Source organism: Gemmatirosa kalamazoonensis (assembly GCF_000522985.1).
In the GTDB taxonomy this organism is placed as follows: domain Bacteria; phylum Gemmatimonadota; class Gemmatimonadetes; order Gemmatimonadales; family Gemmatimonadaceae; genus Gemmatirosa; species Gemmatirosa kalamazoonensis.
In genome coordinates, this window is record NZ_CP007128.1 from 636,452 (window position 1) to 653,444 (window position 16,993).

Annotated in this window: 13 protein-coding genes; 9 read left to right on the top strand and 4 right to left on the bottom strand. The window is 73.5% G+C overall.

The window, feature by feature from the left end:
- Nucleotides 1-37: 37 nt before the first annotated feature.
- Together J421_RS02765 and J421_RS02770 are read left to right on the top strand one after the other, a co-directional pair.
- The gene (locus tag J421_RS02765; protein WP_148306124.1) at nt 38-298 is read left to right on the top strand and encodes a hypothetical protein; all 261 of its coding nucleotides are present in this window, start codon (nt 38-40) and stop codon (nt 296-298) included.
- A 170-nt stretch (nt 299-468) separates the two neighbouring features.
- Nucleotides 469-1,290 (top strand): DUF1206 domain-containing protein, encoded by an 822-nt coding sequence (locus J421_RS02770; RefSeq protein WP_025409639.1) that lies wholly within the window; start codon nt 469-471, stop codon nt 1,288-1,290.
- A gap of 99 nt (nt 1,291-1,389) precedes the next feature.
- Here the strand turns inward: J421_RS02770 and J421_RS02775 are convergent, their stop codons facing one another.
- Nucleotides 1,390-2,739, bottom strand: a complete 1,350-nt coding sequence (locus J421_RS02775) for a S41 family peptidase (protein ID WP_025409640.1) — start codon at nt 2,737-2,739, stop codon at nt 1,390-1,392.
- A 131-nt stretch (nt 2,740-2,870) separates the two neighbouring features.
- Here J421_RS02775 and J421_RS02780 point away from each other — a divergent pair, with 131 nt between their 5' ends.
- The 7 genes from J421_RS02780 to J421_RS02810 all read left to right on the top strand — a co-directional run bounded on the left by J421_RS02780 (nt 2,871) and on the right by J421_RS02810 (nt 11,704).
- A complete protein-coding gene (locus J421_RS02780) occupies nt 2,871-3,587 on the top strand; it encodes a GntR family transcriptional regulator (RefSeq protein ID WP_025409641.1) in 717 nt (238 codons plus the stop codon).
- A gap of 70 nt (nt 3,588-3,657) precedes the next feature.
- A complete protein-coding gene (locus J421_RS02785; protein ID WP_025409642.1) occupies nt 3,658-4,425 on the top strand; it encodes an alpha/beta hydrolase family protein in 768 nt (255 codons plus the stop codon).
- Between the two features lie 5 nt (nt 4,426-4,430).
- Complete coding sequence (locus tag J421_RS02790; protein WP_148306125.1) at nt 4,431-5,117, top strand: hypothetical protein; 687 nt, start codon at nt 4,431-4,433, stop codon at nt 5,115-5,117.
- 4 nt (nt 5,118-5,121) lie between these two features.
- The gene (locus J421_RS02795) at nt 5,122-5,487 is read left to right on the top strand and encodes an MmcQ/YjbR family DNA-binding protein (protein ID WP_025409644.1); all 366 of its coding nucleotides are present in this window, start codon (nt 5,122-5,124) and stop codon (nt 5,485-5,487) included.
- A gap of 242 nt (nt 5,488-5,729) precedes the next feature.
- Complete coding sequence (locus tag J421_RS02800; RefSeq protein ID WP_104022175.1) at nt 5,730-8,348, top strand: glycoside hydrolase family 3 C-terminal domain-containing protein; 2,619 nt, start codon at nt 5,730-5,732, stop codon at nt 8,346-8,348.
- Nucleotides 8,349-8,438: 90 nt separating this feature from the next.
- A complete protein-coding gene (locus J421_RS02805) occupies nt 8,439-10,478 on the top strand; it encodes a hypothetical protein (protein WP_148306126.1) in 2,040 nt (679 codons plus the stop codon).
- A 251-nt stretch (nt 10,479-10,729) separates the two neighbouring features.
- A complete protein-coding gene (locus J421_RS02810) occupies nt 10,730-11,704 on the top strand; it encodes an aldo/keto reductase (protein ID WP_025409647.1) in 975 nt (324 codons plus the stop codon).
- 188 nt (nt 11,705-11,892) lie between these two features.
- On the opposite strand, the gene J421_RS02815 is transcribed toward J421_RS02810, so the two are convergent.
- The 3 genes from J421_RS02815 to J421_RS02825 all read right to left on the bottom strand — a co-directional run bounded on the left by J421_RS02815 (nt 11,893) and on the right by J421_RS02825 (nt 16,957).
- Nucleotides 11,893-14,370, bottom strand: a complete 2,478-nt coding sequence (locus J421_RS02815) for an ABC transporter permease (protein ID WP_025409648.1) — start codon at nt 14,368-14,370, stop codon at nt 11,893-11,895.
- 152 nt (nt 14,371-14,522) lie between these two features.
- Nucleotides 14,523-15,569: a cytochrome d ubiquinol oxidase subunit II gene (locus tag J421_RS02820; protein WP_025409649.1), complete on the bottom strand. Its 1,047-nt coding sequence runs from the start codon at nt 15,567-15,569 to the stop codon at nt 14,523-14,525.
- Complete coding sequence (locus tag J421_RS02825; RefSeq protein WP_025409650.1) at nt 15,569-16,957, bottom strand: cytochrome ubiquinol oxidase subunit I; 1,389 nt, start codon at nt 16,955-16,957, stop codon at nt 15,569-15,571. Before J421_RS02825 ends, J421_RS02820 begins: the two co-directional genes overlap by 1 nt.
- Nucleotides 16,958-16,993 lie beyond the last annotated feature (36 nt).

A 16,993-nucleotide genomic window follows, 5' to 3' on the forward strand; every position in this document is an offset into this window, starting at 1 on the left:
CGCGGTGCGGGTGGGGTCCGACCTCACCCGCGCCGACATGCCCTCCGACATTCCCCTCACCGACGGCCTCGCCCCCGACGACGCGTCGGGCCTCACCGACGACGAGCTGCGCGCGCTCCTCGCGCGGGCGAAGGCGGCGGGCGACGAGCCGCTGCGCCGCCTCGTGGCGAGCTTCGTCACGCTGCGCCGCCTCACCGCCGAGGCGCTCACGCTCGTCGAGACGCAGTACGGTGCCGCGGCCGTGGCGCGCGTGCCGGCGCTGTCGCACCTGAAGCGGCTGGTGCGGCGGGAGCGTTAGGCGTCACGCGCGGGATCGCAGTTACCAGGGGGGGCTCCCCCCCCTTCGCCCAAGGTGCTACGCGCCGAGCGCGCCGCGGTACCAATCCGACGCGCGACAGGCCCGAGCGCACGCGTCGCGCGTCACGCTTCGGGCGCTCCGGGGCACGCTCCTCGCTTCAGGCGCGCCGCATGCCCGTCACCTCCCAGGCCTCCGCGGCCGCCGCCCCGTGGGTCGAGCGCCTGGCGCGCGTCGGCTATGCCGCGAAGGCGGTGCTCTACGCCACCGTCGGCCTGCTCGCGGCCCGCGCCGCGCTCGGCGACGGCGGCCGCACCACCGACCAGCGCGGCGCGATGGCGGCCGTCGTCGCGGCGCCGTTCGGTCGCGCGCTGCTCGCCGTCATCGCGCTCGGCCTGCTCGGTCACGCGATCTGGCGCGTGATCGAGGCGATCGCGGACCCGGAGGGGCACGGCAGCGACGCGAAGGGGATCGCGGTCCGCGCGAGCTTCGTCGCGCGCGCGGTGGTGCACGGTGCGCTCGCGGTGAGCGCGGCGCGCATCGCGCTCCGCAACGGCGGCTCGTCGGACGGCGGCGGCGGCAAGGCTGAAGGATGGACGGCGCGCGCGCTCGACCTTCCCGCTGGCGAGGCGCTCGTGTGGGCCGCCGCCGCGGCGCTCATCGGATACGGCGCGTGGCAGATCTGGCGCGCCGCCGCCGCGAAGCTGAGCAAGCAGCTCGACCTCGGCCGCATGTCCGCGGAGGCCGGACGGTGGGTGATCGGCGTGAGCCGCGTGGGGATCGCGGCGCGCGGGATCGTGTTCGGCGCCATCGGCCTGCTGCTCACGCGTGCGGCGTTGCACCACTCGCCCGGCGAGGCGGGCGGCATCGGCGACGCGCTCCGTGAGGTCGCGCGGCTCGGCCGCCTTCCGCTCGCCGCGATCGCGTTGGGCCTTGTGGCGTACGGGGTGTACGAGCTGCTGAACGCGCGGTACCGGAGGATTCGGGCGCGTTAGGCGCTGTTCGTATCGAACCGCAGAGGACGCAGAGGGCCGCAGAGGACTGCACTCGTCTTGGCAGTCCTCTGCGGCCCTCTGCGTCCTCTGCGGTTCAATTCACGGCACGCGCGCGAACGTCACGACGTCGCCCGGGGACGTGAGCCGCAGGCGCGCGACGCGGCCGGCGTCGCGCTCGAACGCGATGCGGAGCGCGCCCTGCGCGAACGTCGAATCGGACAGCGGCACGAGCGGCTCCGGCAGCGCGCCGGGGCGGGGGCTCCACAGCAGGCGGCCGGCGTCGAGCGTCACGATACGGCCGCTCGCGTACGTGCCGGCGTACGACGCGAGCAGCTCCGGCGACACCGCACGCGGCTCGGACTGCGCGAGCACGGCCTCGCGCAGCAGCGCGAGCAGCTGCTTGCGCGGCGGCGCCGGCTCGCGCTCGGCGATCGCCGCGAGCGCCATCGCGTGCGCGACGTCGAGCGCGCGCGTCGCATCGACCGCGACGTCGGGCTGCACGCCGACGCGCTCCCACTCCTTGCCCGTGCGCGGGTCCTGCACGCGCGAGAACGAGATCGACGCGCCGAAGCCGTGGCCGACGTCGAGCTGCGCGTTGTTGCGCCCCGCGCCCGCCGTCACGGCGCCGACCAGCTTCGCGCGGCCGAGGTTCTTCGCCACGAACGCGAAGTCCTCGCCGGCCGATGCGGTGACACCGCTCGTCAGCACGAACAGCGGCACGTCCGGCCGCCGCGGACCGGGGACGCGCGCGAGCGTGTAGCGCGTGAACGCTTCCTGCCCCGAGCGGTTCGAGACGCGCAGCGACGCGACGGTGTCGGCGGTCGTGAAGTGGCTCAGGAGCATGTTCACCGACTCCGCGCTGCCGCCGCCGTTGCGGCGCAGGTCGATGATCATCGCGTCGGTGCCGTCGAGGTAGCGCAGCGCGTTCACGATCGCGTCGTCGACGCCGGGCCCGGACGCGAAGCCGCGCACGTCCATGTAGCCGACGTTGCCGGGCAGCACGTCGAGCCGGCCGAGCGCCCAGTGCGCGCGGCGCGCGCTCTCGATCGCGGCCGGCGACGGCTCGCGTCCACCACCGCCCGCGCGCGCGAGCATGCGAATCCCCTCGGGCCCGGGCCGCATGCCGGGATCGTCGGGCGCGTAGCGCACGTACAGGTGCCGATCGCCGTTGACCACCTGCAGCTCGCGCGTGAGCACGTCGGCGAAGCGCAGCGCATTCGTCAGCGTGTCGAACGCGCCCGCCTTCGCGCGCCGCTCGAGGTGCTCGGCGATGAGCCGGCCCGTGTCGGCGTCGGCGTAGTAGCGGCGCAGGCGGTCGCCGATGGAGTCGACGACGTCGCGGCGCGTCGGCGCATCGACGGTCGGCGCGGCGGCCATGGGCGCCTGGGCGCGGGCGGCCGGCGCGATCGCCACGGCCAGGAGGAGGCGCAGTCGGATGGAGCGGTGCATCGGGCGGGGGGTGGGGGTCCGGCGCGGCCGCGGCGCGGCCGCCTCCTCGTTAGGACGCGACCGACCCCGGAATGGTTTCCGCTGGCGCGAAAAAGGTATACCTTATTGGTATCCCTTTCCGCCACCCACCGATGCCCACCACCGCCACCGCGACGCTCTCCGCGCCCGACAGCGACGCCGCCCACGCGGATGCGTACCGGCGGCTGCGCGCGCTCATCGTGCGCGGTCGGCTCGCCCCGGCGGCCCGCGTGTCGGAGGCCGAGCTGGCGGGGCGCTTCGGCATCAGCCGCACGCCGGCGCGCGCCGCGATGCACCGGCTGCTGGCCGAGGGGCTGCTGTCGCGCGCGGGAGGCGGCGCGCGGCCGCGCGTCGCGGTGCCGCCGGTGAGCGCGTCCGACGCGCTCGAGCTGTATCGCGCGGCGGGCGCGCTCGAGGGCATCGCCGCGCGCAACGTCGCGACCCTCGCCCCCGCCGCGCGCCGCGCGCTCGCCGCCGAGCTGCGGCGCCGCGAGCGCGCGTTCCGCGAGGCGACGCGTCGACGCCCGCTCGACTACGACCTACTGTTCGAGTGCCACGACGCGGTGCACGACGCGCTGCTCGACGCGTGCGCGGGTCCGGCGACGCGCGCGCTGCTCGACACCGTGCGGCCGCGCCTCGACCGCTACGAGTGGATGTACGCGCCGCTCATCGGCCCCGACTTCCGCGCCACGTTCCGCGAGCACGCGGCCTTCATTCACGCCGTGGCGAAGGGCGACGGCGCGGCGTGCGAGCGCGCGGTGCGCGCGAACTGGTTCAGCGGGGGCGAGCGGCTCGCGCGCGCGCTGGAGCGGGATCCGGCAGTGTCGTGATGCCCGCTTCGGGTCGCGCGGCACGCACGGGTGGACTCACTGAACCGCCTAACGCGCTCGGATCCTACGGATGACCGGTCCCGTCTCGTTCACCGAGCGCACCGTCGCCGGCGTGCCGCTGCTGCTCGCCGCGCCCGATGACGTCGCCGCACCGCCGCTCGTGCTGTGGCATCACGGCTTCTCGGCGGCGAAGGAATCGCATCGCGCGGAGCTGGCCCGCGTTGCGGCGCTGGGCTTCCGCGCCGCCGGCGTCGACGCGGTGGGGCACGGCGCGCGGCGGTTCGCCGACTGGGACGCGCGGCTCGCCGCGGCGCGCGCGGGGCCGCCGGGGAGCGTGTTCCGCTTCATGCTGTCGATCGCCGCCGCGACGGCGGACGAGACGCCGGCGCTCGTCGCGGCGCTCGCGGCCGAGGGGCTCGCCGACCCCGCCCGTGTGTCGCTCGTCGGCATCTCGCTCGGCGGCTACGTCGCGTATCGCGCCGTGCTCCGCATGCCGACGCTGCGCGCCGTCGTCGCGCTGCTCGGCTCCCCGGTGTGGCCCGACGACATGGAGAGCCCACACCGTCGCCCCGACGCGTTCCGCGACGTCGCGCTGCTCTCGGTCACCGCGGAGCGCGACGCGAGCGTGCCGCCGGAGGAGGCGCGTCGGTTCCATGACACGCTGCCCGACACGATGCGCGCACGCTACGTCGAGCTGGCGGGCGCCGAGCATCTCGTGTCCGGCGAGGACTGGGCGCGCATGATGGACGAGACGATGGGGTGGCTGCGCACACTCTGGCGCCCGCCCGTGCCACGCGCCAAGTATTCCGGGTGCGCTCCGCCGTCCTCCTGCTTCTGACACTCGTGACGCCCGCCGGCGCGCAGTCGATCGGCGTGGGGGCCGGGCCGTACAGCGACCCGACGCACAAGGTCAGCGGCAGCGGTCGCATGCCGGCAGGGTGGGCGATGCGCTTCGATCCGATCGTCGCGCGCGCCGGACGCCCCGCGCCCGCGCCGCCACGCGCGACCGACGTCGACGTGCAGGCCGTCGCGGGCGGGGTGCGCGTGCGCTCCGGACCGGCCGCGATCTACTGGCGCGCGAGCGACGTCGCGAGCGGGCGGTTCACCGTATCGGCGACGTTCACGCAGACGCGCGGCATGGCGCACGAGGCGTACGGGCTGCTCGTCGGCGGCGCGCATCTCGACGATGGACGCGAGCGGTACCTGTACTTCGTCGTCCGTCCGCAGGACGGCGGCATCCTCGTGAGCCGGCGCACGTCCGACGCGCGCCCGACGGCGCTCGTGCCGTGGACCGTGCACCCCGCGGTGCACCGCGAGCGCGCGGGCGACGGCGCGGCGACGAACCGCCTCGCGGTGCGCGTCGACGTCGACTCGGTGTGGTTCGTCGCGAACGACCGCGTGGTGCGCGCGCTCGCCCGCGCCGACCTCCGCATCCCGACCGACGGCGTCGTCGGCGTGCGCGTGAACCACAACCTCGACCTCCTCGTCACGGATCTGCGGGTGGACCGCGCGGCCGGGCGCATTCGTTAGGCACGTGCCCCCGCGTCCGCTCACTCGCCTGCGCAAGCTCGCGCTCGCGCTGCCCGAGGCCCACGAGGTGGAGGCATGGGGCGAGCCCACGTTCCGCGTGCGCAACAAGCTGTTCGCGATGCACGCGTCGGTCGGCACGCACCACACGCAGGGGCGCGAGGCGGTGTGGGTGAAGGCGTCGCCCGAGAACCAGGACCTCATGATCCACGCCTATCCCCACCGGTTCTTCCGACCGCCGTACGTCGGGACGAGCGGCTGGGTGGGCGTGTACCTCGACGGCGCGGTCGACTGGGAGGAACTCGGCGAGCTGCTGCGCGACGCGTGGCGGATGACGGCGCCGAAGCGGTTGATCAGGGCGCACGAAGAGTGAGCCCGATAGCCGTCGCCTAACGGTCCTGGGAAAAGCACAGCCCTGGGGATCCGACGGCGACCGAAAGGATCCTGGGATAGGCTCGCGGCTCGAGCCTCCAGCCTATCCCGAGATCCCACCGGATCGCCCTTGGATCCCCAGGGCAGTTGCCCTCGCCTCACCCCGCATCGCCGCTGGCGCTCCCCCGCATCGCCCGCCACGTTTGGAACGTGCCAACGACCAGCCCCCGCCCTCACGAGACGATGCGCACGCTCGCCGCCGCCGCCCTGCTCCTCACAGCATCGACCGCCGCCGCCCAGCAGTCGCCGGCGCCCTACCAGAATCCCAACCTGCCGTTCGAGCAGCGCGCCGCCGATCTCGTGTCGCGCATGACGCTCGACGAGAAGGTGCAGCAGATGAAGGACGTCGCGCCGGCGATCCCGCGACTCGGCGTGCCGGAGTACAACTGGTGGAACGAGGCGCTGCACGGCGTCGCGCGGTCGGGGCTCGCGACGGTGTTCCCGCAGGCGATCGGCTTCGCCGCGACGTGGGACGACCCGCTCGTCTTCCGCATGGCGACCGTCATCTCCGACGAGGCGCGCGCGAAGCACCACGAGTACCTGCGCCACGACAGCCACGCGCGCTACCAGGGCCTCACGATCTGGTCGCCGAACATCAACCTGTTCCGCGACCCGCGGTGGGGACGCGGACAGGAGACGTACGGCGAGGACCCGTGGCTCACCGGCCACCTCGCGGTGCAGTTCATCAAGGGACTCCAGGGCGACGACCCGACATACCTGAAGACCGTCGCCACCGTGAAGCACTTCGCCGTGCACTCGGGGCCCGAGCCGGAGCGCCACGAGTTCGACGCCGTGGTGAGCGAGCGCGACCTGCGCGAGACGTACCTGCCGCACTTCGAGATGGGGATCCGGGACGGCGGCGCGTACTCGCTGATGTGCGCGTACAACGCGATCTACGGCCACTCGGCGTGCGCGAGCGACCTGCTGCTGAAGGACGTGCTGCGCGGCGAGTGGAAGTTCCCCGGCTACGTCGTCTCCGACTGCGGCGCGATCGACGACATCTATCTCCGGCACAAGGACGTCAGCACCGCACCCGCCGCCGCGGCGCTCGCCGTGAAGACGGGCACGGACCTCGACTGCGGTCGCGTGTACCCGAACCTCGCGCAGGCGGTGCAGCAGGGGCTCATCACCGAGCGCGAGATCGACGTCTCGCTTCGACGACTGTTCCTCGCCCGCATGAAGCTCGGCATGTTCGATCCGCCGGCGCGCGTGAAGTGGGCGCAGATCCCGTACTCCACGGTCGACTCGCCGGAGCACCGCGCGCTCGCCCGGCAGGTGGCGCGCGAGTCGATGGTGCTGCTGAAGAACGACCGCAACACACTGCCGCTGCGCAAGGACCTCGGCACGATCGCCGTCATCGGGCCGAACGCCGACAACTGGCGCATGCTGCTCGGCAACTACAACGGCATCCCGAAGGATCCGGTCACGCCGCTGCGCGGGATCCGCGAGGCCGTCGCGAAGTCGACGCGCGTGCTCACCGCGCGCGGCTCCGACCTCGCCGAGGGATTCCCGGTGCTCGGCGTCGTGCCATCGACGGCGCTGTCGGCGGACGGGCGGCCGGGGCTGCGGGCCGAGTACTTCGCCGGGCGTGCGATGACGGGCGCGCCGGCGGAGACGGCGACCGACACGACGCTCGACGTGAACTGGCACGAGGCCGCGCCGCGGGCGGGGATGAACCCCGACGACTTCGGCGTGCGGTGGACCGCGACGCTGACGCCGCCGAAGAGCGGCACGTATCGGCTCGGCCTCATCGGGACGATGAAGTTCACGCTCGCGCTCGACGACAGCGTGATCGTGCGCTCGGTCTATCCGTCGCGCGACGGCGAGTTCCCCGACCCGCGGCTCGTGCAGTCGCCGCCCGTCACGCTCGAGGGTGGGCGCACGTACCGGCTGCGCGTCGACGCGCAGGAGTCGTACGGCGAGGCGGAGATGCAGCTCGTCTGGTCGCCGCCGGGCGAGACGCTGGCCGAGGAAGCGTTAGGCGTCGCCCGCCAGGCCGACGCGGTCGTGCTGTTCCTCGGCCTCACGGCGAACCTGGAGGGCGAGGAGATGCGCGTGCAGATCCCCGGCTTCCGCGGCGGCGACCGCACGACGCTCGACCTGCCGGCGCCGCAGCAGCGGCTGCTCGAGCAGGTGACGGCGTTAGGCAAGCCGACGGTGCTCGTGCTGCTGAACGGATCCGCGCTCGCCGTGAACTGGGCGCAGGCGAACGTCCCCGCGATCGTCGAGGCGTGGTACCCCGGACAGGCGGGCGGCCAGGCGATCGCCGACGTGCTGTTCGGCGACTACAACCCGGGCGGCCGACTGCCCGTCACGTTCTACAAGGACACGACCGACCTGCCGCCGTTCACGAGCTACGCGATGCAGGGGCGCACGTATCGCTTCTTCAAGGGGACGCCGCTCTTTCCCTTCGGCTACGGATTGAGCTACACGACGTTCGCGTACAGGAACCTCCGCACGAGCGCGCCGTCGCTGGCGAGCGACGGCACGGTGACGGTGAGCGTCGACGTGACCAACACCGGCCGCCGAGCGGGGGACGAGGTCGTGCAGCTGTACGTGCGCCACGCCGGCTCGAAGGTGGAGCGGCCGATCAAGGATCTGCGCGGCTACCGGCGCGTGTCGCTGAAGCCGGGGGAGACGCGCACGGTGTCGTTCCCGCTCGCCGCGCGGTCGCTCGCCTACTGGAACACCGAGCGGCACGCATGGGCGGTGGAGAGCGAGCCGGTGGAGCTGCAGGTGGGCGGGAGCTCCGCCGACGTGCGCGTGACCCGGACGCTCGCGGTGCGCGGCCCGACGCGATGACGGCTCGCGCGGGGGTTCTGCGCAAGGCGCGGTGAGCGCGCCGTCGACACCCCGGCGGTGCGCGCTTCACGCCGCGCCCCGGGATCCTCGATGCGCCCCTCCACCGCTCGTACCGCCCGCGCCGTGCTGCTCACCTGTGGACTCGCCGCGTGCGGCGGCGGGGGCAGCGACGGCGGCGTCACGCCGCCGCCCCCGGGCGGCACCACCGGGGGCTCGACCGGTGGCACGGGGGGCGGCACGGGCGGCGGCACGGCGGGCGGGTTCACGCTCGCCCTGTCGCCGGCGACGCTCAGCATCTCGCAGAGCGCCACGACCACGGCCACCGTCACGCTCGCCCGCACCGGCAGCTTCACCGGCGCGGTGACGCTCGCCGCGACCGGCCTGCCTAACGGCGTGACGGCGGCGTTCGACCCCGCCCAGATCGCCGCTGGACAGACGACGAGCACGCTCACGCTCACGGCGTCGAGCACGGCGGCCGCGGGGCCGGCGACGGCGAGCGTCTCGGGCACGGCGACCGGAGCGACCGGATCGGCCGCGACGTTCGCGCTCACCGTCGCGCCGCCCGCCGCGGTGCCGGGACCGTTCACGATGTCGCTCAGCGCGTCGTCGTACCTCGCGCTGCCGGCGACGATCCTCCCCGCGACGCCGGTGCTCACGATCGCGCGCAACGCCGGCTTCACCGGTCCCGTGGCGGTCAGCGTGAGCGGTCTGCCGGTCGGACTCGTGGTCGGCGTGACACCGACGAACGTCACCGGCTCGACGGCCTCGCTCGTCGTCCTGAACGGCGGCGCGCCGAACGGCAGCTACGACGTCACGATCCGCGGCGCGGCGGCGGGCGGGCTCGGCGAGCGTACGGTGACGCTGCGCGTCGTGGTCGCGCCACCGTCCACCGGCTCGATCAAGTGGCAGTTCTGCGAGAACGGCGTGCGGTCGCCGCGCTACTTCTTCGCCGTGAAGGACGGCGGCGGGCCGTGGACGCGCGTGGTGCCGAACGGCTCGACGTTCGCGTTCGACCTGTCGCAGCCGACGGCGCAGGTCGCGCTCGTGACGAACGACTCCGGCGGCTTCCGCACGACGCTCTACGAGGGCACCGCGCAGGAGATCGCCGCGCTCGCCGCCGCCGAGTGCGCGCTGTATCCCGGCGTCACGACGCGCACGGCGAGCGGCACGTTCGCCGGCGTGGGAAGCGACTTCGTGATCGCGAGCATGGGCTGGTGGTCCGGCTCGAGCGCGGGCAACGGCGGGTACTCGCTCCAGAACCTGCCTAACGGTCCGCTGGACCTGCTCGCCGTGCGCTCGACGGGCACGCCGCTCGGCGGCACGATCGTGTTCGGGCCGAACCGCATGATCCTCCGCCGAGGCATCAACCCGGCCGCGGGGGCGTCGGTACCGCCGCTCGACTTCGCGTCGACCGAAGCGTTCGCGCCGCAGCTGGTGACGTGGACGTTCGGCAACACCGGCGCGCAGGCGTTCAGCGTGACGCAGCAGCTCATCACGGCCGCCGGCACGGTGGGACTGTTCCACGCGGTGCCGCAGACCGACGCCGCGGTGACGACGCGGACCGTGTACGCCGTGCCCGCGGCGCAGCTCGTGGCGGGCGACCTGCACCAGGTGATCGCCACCGTGAGCACGGTCGCGAAGCCACGCGCGACGCGGCAGATCATCGCCTACGCGCACACGCTCGCCGACCGCACGATCGCGTTCGGTCCCGCGATGCCCGCGCCGACGGTGACGGCGATCACCGGCGCGCCGGCGGGGCGGCTGCGCGCGCAGGGCACGCTCCCGGCTGAGTACGCGGCGGGCGTGTCGCTCGACGTCACGCAGACGACGACGGCGCGCTTCGCCACGGTGCACGCCACGAGCGGGTTCCTCGGCGGCGCGACGAGCTACGACCTGCAGATCCCCGACCTCAGCGCGGCGGTCGGCTGGGACACGCAGTTCGCGCTGCGCACGGGGGCCGCGGTCGACTGGTGGGTGAGCGGCGGCGGTCCGTCGCTCGACCTCTTCGACGCGCGCTACATCTTCGCGACCACGCGTGCACGGTGGACGGGAGCACGGACCGGGATCACGGCGCCGGCCGACGGGGCGGTGTACCTCATGGCGCGCGCGACCGGGACGGCGACGCCGTGAGGGAGCGTTAGGCGACCCTTGCTGCATGATCGAACCGCAGAGGACGCAGAGGGCCGCAGAGGACTGCCTCTTCGAACAGCAAGCGATCTGGGGATGAAAGGATCCTCAGGGATCCTGGGATCCTTTCATCCCCAGGTCTTTGCTGTTGATGTTCTCTGCGGCCCTCTGCGTCCTCTGCGGTTCATTCACACAGCGGAGGCGCCACTCCGCGTTCTCCGCGTCTCCGCGTGCGATGCGGTAGCTTGCACCACATGCAGACCACCACACTCGGCACGCAGGGCCTCGTCGTCTCCCGCCAGGGGCTCGGCTGCATGGGCATGTCCGACTTCTACGCCGGGCGGGACGACGCGGAGTCGATCGCGACCATCCACCGGGCGCTCGAGCTGGGCGTCACGCTGCTCGACACGAGCGACATGTACGGGCCGTACACGAACGAGCAGCTCGTCGGGCGCGCGATCGCCGACCGGCGCGAGCGGGCCGTGATCGCGACGAAGTTCGGCATCCTGCGCGACCCCGCCGACCCGACGCGCCGCGGACTGAATGGCCGCCCCGAGTACGTGCGCGAGGCGTGCGAGGGCTCGCTGCGGCGGCTCGGTACGGACCACATCGACCTCTACTACCTGCACCGCGTCGATCCGAAGACGCCGATCGAGGAGACCGTCGGCGCGATGGGCGATCTCGTCCGCGCGGGCAAGGTGCGCTACATCGGCCTCTCCGAGGCGGCGCCGGACACGATCCGCCGCGCGCACGCGACGCATCCGGTGAGCGCGCTGCAGACCGAGTACTCGATCTGGGCCCGGCAGCCGGAGGCGGAGATCCTGCCGACGCTGCGCACGCTCGGCGTCGGCTTCGTGCCGTACAGCCCGTTAGGCCGCGGCTTCCTCGCCGCCGGCTTCCGCTCCCCGGACGAGCTGCCGCCCGACGACTTCCGCCGCTCGCAGCCGCGGCTGCAGGGCGCGAACCTCGAGCGCAACCGCGCGATCGTCGGCGTCATCGAGCAGGTGGCACGCGCGAAGGGCGCGACGCCGGCGCAGATCGCGCTCGCGTGGGTGCACGCGCAGGGCGACGACATCGTGCCCATTCCCGGGACGAAGCGCCGCACGTACCTCGAGCAGAACGTCGCCGCGCTCGACGTGCCGCTCACCGCCGACGACCTGGCGCGGCTGGACGCCGTGGGCCAGGCCGCCGGGGAGCGGTACGCCGACATGTCGTCGGTGAACCGTTAGGCTCGGGCGCTCCGGGCTGGGCTCCACGTACGTGTTTTCCGTGGGACTGAAGAAAGACTGAAGAAGGACTGAAGAAGGACCAACGACTCTCGTTGTTGGTCCTTGCAGTTGTCCTCCTTCAGTCCTTCTTCAGTCCTACGAGAAACACGTACGTGGAGTCGTGAACGACGCCGCCGGACGGCGGTTCGCTACTCGACTCGCAGCACGTCCGCCGGGTCGAGCCGTGCCGTGCGGCGAGCGGGGATCCAGCTCGCGAGCGCCGCGATCGCGACGAGGAGGAGCGACGTCGCGGCGAGCGTGAGCGGGTCGCCCGGCGCGACGCCGACGAGGAGCGTGCGCAGGAACCGCGCGACGAGCGCGAACAGCACGAGCCCCACGCCGATGCCGGCGCCGGCGAGGAGCACGCCCTGCCGCGTGAGCATCGCGACCACGGCGCGCGGGCTCGCGCCGAGCGCCAGCCGCACGCCCATCTCGCGGGTGCTCAGCGAGACGACGTACGCCATCACGCCGTAGAGGCCGACCGCGCCGACGGCGAGCGTCACGAGCGCCGCCGCCCCGAGCACGAGGATCGTGAACGTCAGCTGCGCCATGGAGGCGCGGAAGACGGCGGGCATCGGGCGCACGTCGAACAGCGGCAGCGACGGATCGAGCTCGCGCACGGCGCGCGTCACCGCCGGGACGATCGCGCTCGCGTCGCCCGTGGTGCGCACCGCCAGCGCCATCGTGTTCTGCGGTCCGTTGTCGTCGCTCGAGGCCGCGAGCACCTGCGGGCTGTAGACGACCATCGACGGTGCGGCCGCGAGGGCCGTGTCCCGCGTGCTGCCGACGACACCGACGATCGTGCGCCACGGCGTGCTGGGGATCTCGCGGAAGCGCTTGCCGATGACGCTCCGGCCCGTCGAGTCGCCGAAGAACTGGTACGCCGTCGCCTGGCTGATGATCGCCTCGTCCGACCGCTGCGAGTCGAGCGAGCCGAACGTGCGCCCGGCGACGAGCGAGATGCCCATCGTGCGGAAGTACCCGCCGTCGACCCACGTGTAGAGCTGCAGCGGCGGGATCTTCTTGTCGTACGATGCGTCGCCTTCCGGATAGAACGGGTCCTGGTCCATCCCGTTCGTCTCGAGCGGCAGCCGCGACGTGATGCCCGCGGCGCGCACGCCCGGCAGCGCGCGCACGCGGTCGAGCAGCGCGCCGTAGAAGCGAACCACCGCGGTGTCGCTGGCGTAGCGCGCCCGCGGCAGCGACATCCAGAACGTCGCCACGCCGTCGACGTCGAAGCCGGGACGCACCGCGTTGAGGCGCTGGAACGTGCGCATGAGCAGCCCACTGCTCGCGAGCGCGACGAGCGCGAACGCGATCTGCGCGGCCACGAGCCCGCCGCGCACGCGCTGCTGCGTCTTGCTCGCGGTGCCGCCGCGCCCGCCCTCGCGCAGCGCTCGCAGCAGCGGCACGCCGCCGAGTCGCAGCGCCGGGACGATGCTGCACAGGCAAGCGACGATGAGCGACGCCACCGCGGCGAACGCGATCGTCGCTGGATCGACATGCACCTCGGCGAGACGCGGCAGCTCGGCGGGGCCGAGGCTCACCAGCAGGCGAAGGGCGAGCGCCGCGGCAGCGACTCCCACCGCGCCGGCGACCGTCGTGATCGCCACCGACTCCGCGAAGAAGTGTGCGAGCACGCGCACGCGTCCGGCGCCTAACGCCTCGCGCACCGCGGTCTCGCGCTGGCGCGCCTCGGCGCGCACGAGGATGAGGTTCGTGACGTTCGCACAGGCGACGACGAGCACGAGCCCCGCCGCGGCGGCCACGATCCACAACGTCCGCGCGATGCCGCCGGTGATGTCGTCCTTGAGCGGGACGACGAACGGCCGAGGCCGCGCCTGCTCCAGCAGCATCGCCGTGGAGACGCCGGGGGCGAGGTTCGGCGAGATATCCATGATGCGCGGCAGCACCGCGGCGAGGTCGCGATCCGCCGCCGCCACCGTCACGCCGGGCTTGAGTCGGGCGACCGCGTCGTAGTTGAAGCCGCCCGAGTACTGCGCGTTCCGCTCGAGCTGCAAGGGGAGCCAGAGCTGCGTCGCCGCCGTCGGGAACCGGAAGCGCTGCGGCATCACGCCGACGATCTCGTGCGTCCGTCCGTTCACCTCGAGCGTGCGGCCGACGACGGCGGGGTCGGCGCCGAAGCGTGTGCGCCACAGCACCTCGCTGATGACGACGACGCGCGGCCCGTTCGGCAGATCCTCGGCCTCGGTGAAGCCGCGCCCCTTCAGCGGCGGCACCATGAGCACCGGGAAGACGCTCTGCGTGAGCCACGCCGTCGTGATGCGCTGCGGCTCGCTCCCGCCGCGCGGATCGGACAGGTTGACCGCGCCGCTCTGATAGACGCCGATCGCGGCGAGCGACCGCGCGAACGTCCGGTACGTGTAGTACGTCGACCGCGTCTGATTCCCCTTGTGCATCGACACGCCGGGCATGTCGTGCCACACCGCGACCAGCCGGTCCGGGTCGCCATAGGGAAGCGGTCGGAGCAGCACGCCGTTCACGAGCGCGAAGATGGCGACCGCGGCGCCGAGTCCCAGCGCGAGCGTGATGACGGCGGTGATCGTGAACGCCGGCGTGCGGCGCAGCGATCGCCAGACGGGGCGGACGGAGGAGGAGAGAGACATGGCCCGATGCTCGAGGTTTCCCGTCCGCTTACGTCGTCGCCACGATGCCGGTTTCGATGCGCCGCTCGGGACTCCACGTACGTGTGTCCTCCTTCAGTCCTTCTTCAGTCCTCGAGAAACACGTACGTGGAGTCCTGAATGGCGCGCCGACGCTAGCCGGCCCCCTGCCGGTGCCGGTCGAACACGCGGAACAGGTACACGAACGACGGCAGCAGGATGGCCGTGCCGACGGCGAGCGCGCCCAGCGCCCACGCCAGCGTGGCCGGCGGCGCGGCGAGGCGCGCCGCGGTGCCGTTAGGCGGGATCACCGCCGGGAACTGTGCCCATGCCCATCCCCACACGAGACACGCCGCCTCACCCTGCGCGGCGAGTCGCGCGAGGAGCCAGCGTCGACGCCACAGCGCCACGCACACCGCAGCCGCGCACACCGCCGCCGCCACCGCGATGAGCCGAGCGAGCGCGCCCTCGGCGGCCACGCCGCGCATGGGGCTCTCCGCCGGCGCGAGCAGCGGCGCCACCGCCGCGGCGAGCACCGTCGCCGCCTGCGCGGCGAGCGCGCGACGACGGAAGTCGTCGGCGAGCGCGGGGTCGTCCGCTTCCACGGTGAGGTACGTCGCCGCGAGGAGCGCGAACAGCGCGAGCGTGAGCGCGCCGATCGCGAGCGAGAACGGCGTCGCCCACGGCGCGACGAACCGCTCGGCGAACGTGCCGCGCGTCGGGTCCACCGCCCCGACCGCGCCCGACGCGAGCGCGCCGAGCGTGACGCCGAGCAGCACCGGCGTGACGAGCGACGCCACGGCGAACGGCAGTCCCCAGCGTCGCTGCTTCACGTCGTCCGACTGCACGTCGTACGCGCGGAAGACGAACGCCGAGCCGCGCAGCACGATGCCGACGAGCATGAGCGTGAGCGGTACGTGGAGCACGGTGGCGAGCTGCGCGAACGCCGGCGGAAAGCAGGTGAAGCACAGCACCACCACGAGGATCAGCCAGACGTGGTTCGCCTCCCAGATCGGCGCGATGGTCTCGGCGATGAGCGCGCGCTGGGCGGCGCGGCGCGGTCCGCGCGCGAGCAGGTCCCACACGCCGCCGCCGAAGTCGGCGCCGCCGAGCAGCGCGTAGGCGTTCAGCGCGAGCGCCATCACCCCCGCCGCGATCTCCGGGAGCCCGATCGGGACGCCGCCCAACGTGAGCGCCGTCATCACGCGCGCGCCGGGTACTCCGCGGTCAGCCGCCCCGGCCCGGTACGCTCGGTGGCGTCGATCTGCCGGCGCAGCAGCCACACGACGACCGCGGCGAGGAGGACGTAGAGCAGCGTGAAGCCCGCGAACGGCACGACGAGTCCCGGCATCGGCGTCACCGCGTCGGCGGTGCGGAGCACGCCCTGCACGATCCACGGCTGCCGCCCCACCTCGGTGACGACCCACCCCGCCTCGATCGCCACGAAGCCCGCGGGCGCGGTGATGCCTAACGCGAGCAGCAGCCGCGGCCGCCCCGCGAGCCCGACGCCCGGCCGCCCCGCGCGACGTGCGCGGCGCGATTGGTACAGCGCCCACAGCGCCCACGCCGCGACGAGCGCCGAGAGCATGCCGCATCCGACCATCGTCTGGAACGCGAGGTGCGTGACGAGCACCGGCGGGCGGTCGTTAGGCGGCACGTCGCCGAGTCCGCGCACGAGCGCGTGCGGGTCGTCGAACGCGAGCAGCGACAACCCGTACGGGATCTCGAGCGCCCACCGCGTGCGCTGCGCCCGCTCGTCGGGCCACCCGCCGATGCGCAGCGGCGCGCCGCGCATCGTGGTCCACTGCCCTTCCAGTGCGGCGAGCTTCACCGGCTGCACGCGGGCGACGGTGGCCGCGCTGTAGTGGCCGGCGACCGCCTGGAGGATCATCGACGGCGCGCCGACGAGCAGCGCGACGCCCAATGCTCTTCGATGGAAGGCCGCGGCGACGCGGTCGGCGCGCGTCGCGGGACGGCGCAGCAGGAGCGCGTGCACGCCGGCCACCGCCATCCCGGTCGCGGCGTACGCGGCGAGCGTCATGTGCAGCGCCTCGGCCAGCGCGGCCGGGGAGCCCATCGCGCGCAGCGGGTCGACGTCGCGCAGCGTGCCGTCGGCGGCGAGCGCGAAGCCGACCGGCGCGTTCATCCACGCGTTCACGAGCACGACGAAGATCCCCGACAGCGTGCCGCTCACCGCGACGATGATCCCCGCCGCGAGGTGCGCGCGCGGCGGCACGCGGTCCCACCCGTAGAGGTAGATGCCGAGGAAGATCGCCTCGGTGAAGAACGCGAACCCCTCGAGCGCGAACGGCAGCCCGATCGCCGCGCCGGAGCGCGCCATGAACGTCGGCCAGAGCAGGCCGAGCTCGAACGAGAGCACCGTGCCCGACACCGCACCGACGGCGAACAGGATCGCGGTGCCCTTCGCCCACCGCTTCGCGAGCGCGCGGTAGCCCGGATCGCCCGTGCGCCGCGCGCGCCACTCCGCGACACACATCAGCACCGGCAGCGCGATGCCGAGCGCCGCGAACACGATGTGGAACGCGAGCGAGACCGCCATCTGCGAGCGCGCGGCGAGGAGGTCGGTCATCGGCTGTCGCTGTTCGTGGTGTCCGCAGATTACGCC

Excerpts from the sequence above, each read along its gene's own strand:
- J421_RS02810 (WP_025409647.1), top strand. The coding sequence starts at position 10,730 with ATGCAGACCACCACACTCGGCACGCAGGGCCTCGTCGTCTCCCGCCAG.
- J421_RS02805 (WP_148306126.1), top strand. The coding sequence starts at position 8,439 with ATGCGCCCCTCCACCGCTCGTACCGCCCGCGCCGTGCTGCTCACCTGT.
- J421_RS02785 (WP_025409642.1), top strand. The coding sequence starts at position 3,658 with ATGACCGGTCCCGTCTCGTTCACCGAGCGCACCGTCGCCGGCGTGCCG.
- J421_RS02820 (WP_025409649.1), bottom strand. The coding sequence starts at position 15,569 with ATGACGGCGCTCACGTTGGGCGGCGTCCCGATCGGGCTCCCGGAGATC.
- J421_RS02825 (WP_025409650.1), bottom strand. The coding sequence starts at position 16,957 with ATGACCGACCTCCTCGCCGCGCGCTCGCAGATGGCGGTCTCGCTCGCG.
- J421_RS02780 (WP_025409641.1), top strand. The coding sequence starts at position 2,871 with ATGCCCACCACCGCCACCGCGACGCTCTCCGCGCCCGACAGCGACGCC.
- J421_RS02765 (WP_148306124.1), top strand. The coding sequence starts at position 38 with ATGCCCTCCGACATTCCCCTCACCGACGGCCTCGCCCCCGACGACGCG.
- J421_RS02815 (WP_025409648.1), bottom strand. The coding sequence starts at position 14,370 with ATGTCTCTCTCCTCCTCCGTCCGCCCCGTCTGGCGATCGCTGCGCCGC.
- J421_RS02800 (WP_104022175.1), top strand. The coding sequence starts at position 5,730 with ATGCGCACGCTCGCCGCCGCCGCCCTGCTCCTCACAGCATCGACCGCC.
- J421_RS02770 (WP_025409639.1), top strand. The coding sequence starts at position 469 with ATGCCCGTCACCTCCCAGGCCTCCGCGGCCGCCGCCCCGTGGGTCGAG.
- J421_RS02775 (WP_025409640.1), bottom strand. The coding sequence starts at position 2,739 with ATGCACCGCTCCATCCGACTGCGCCTCCTCCTGGCCGTGGCGATCGCG.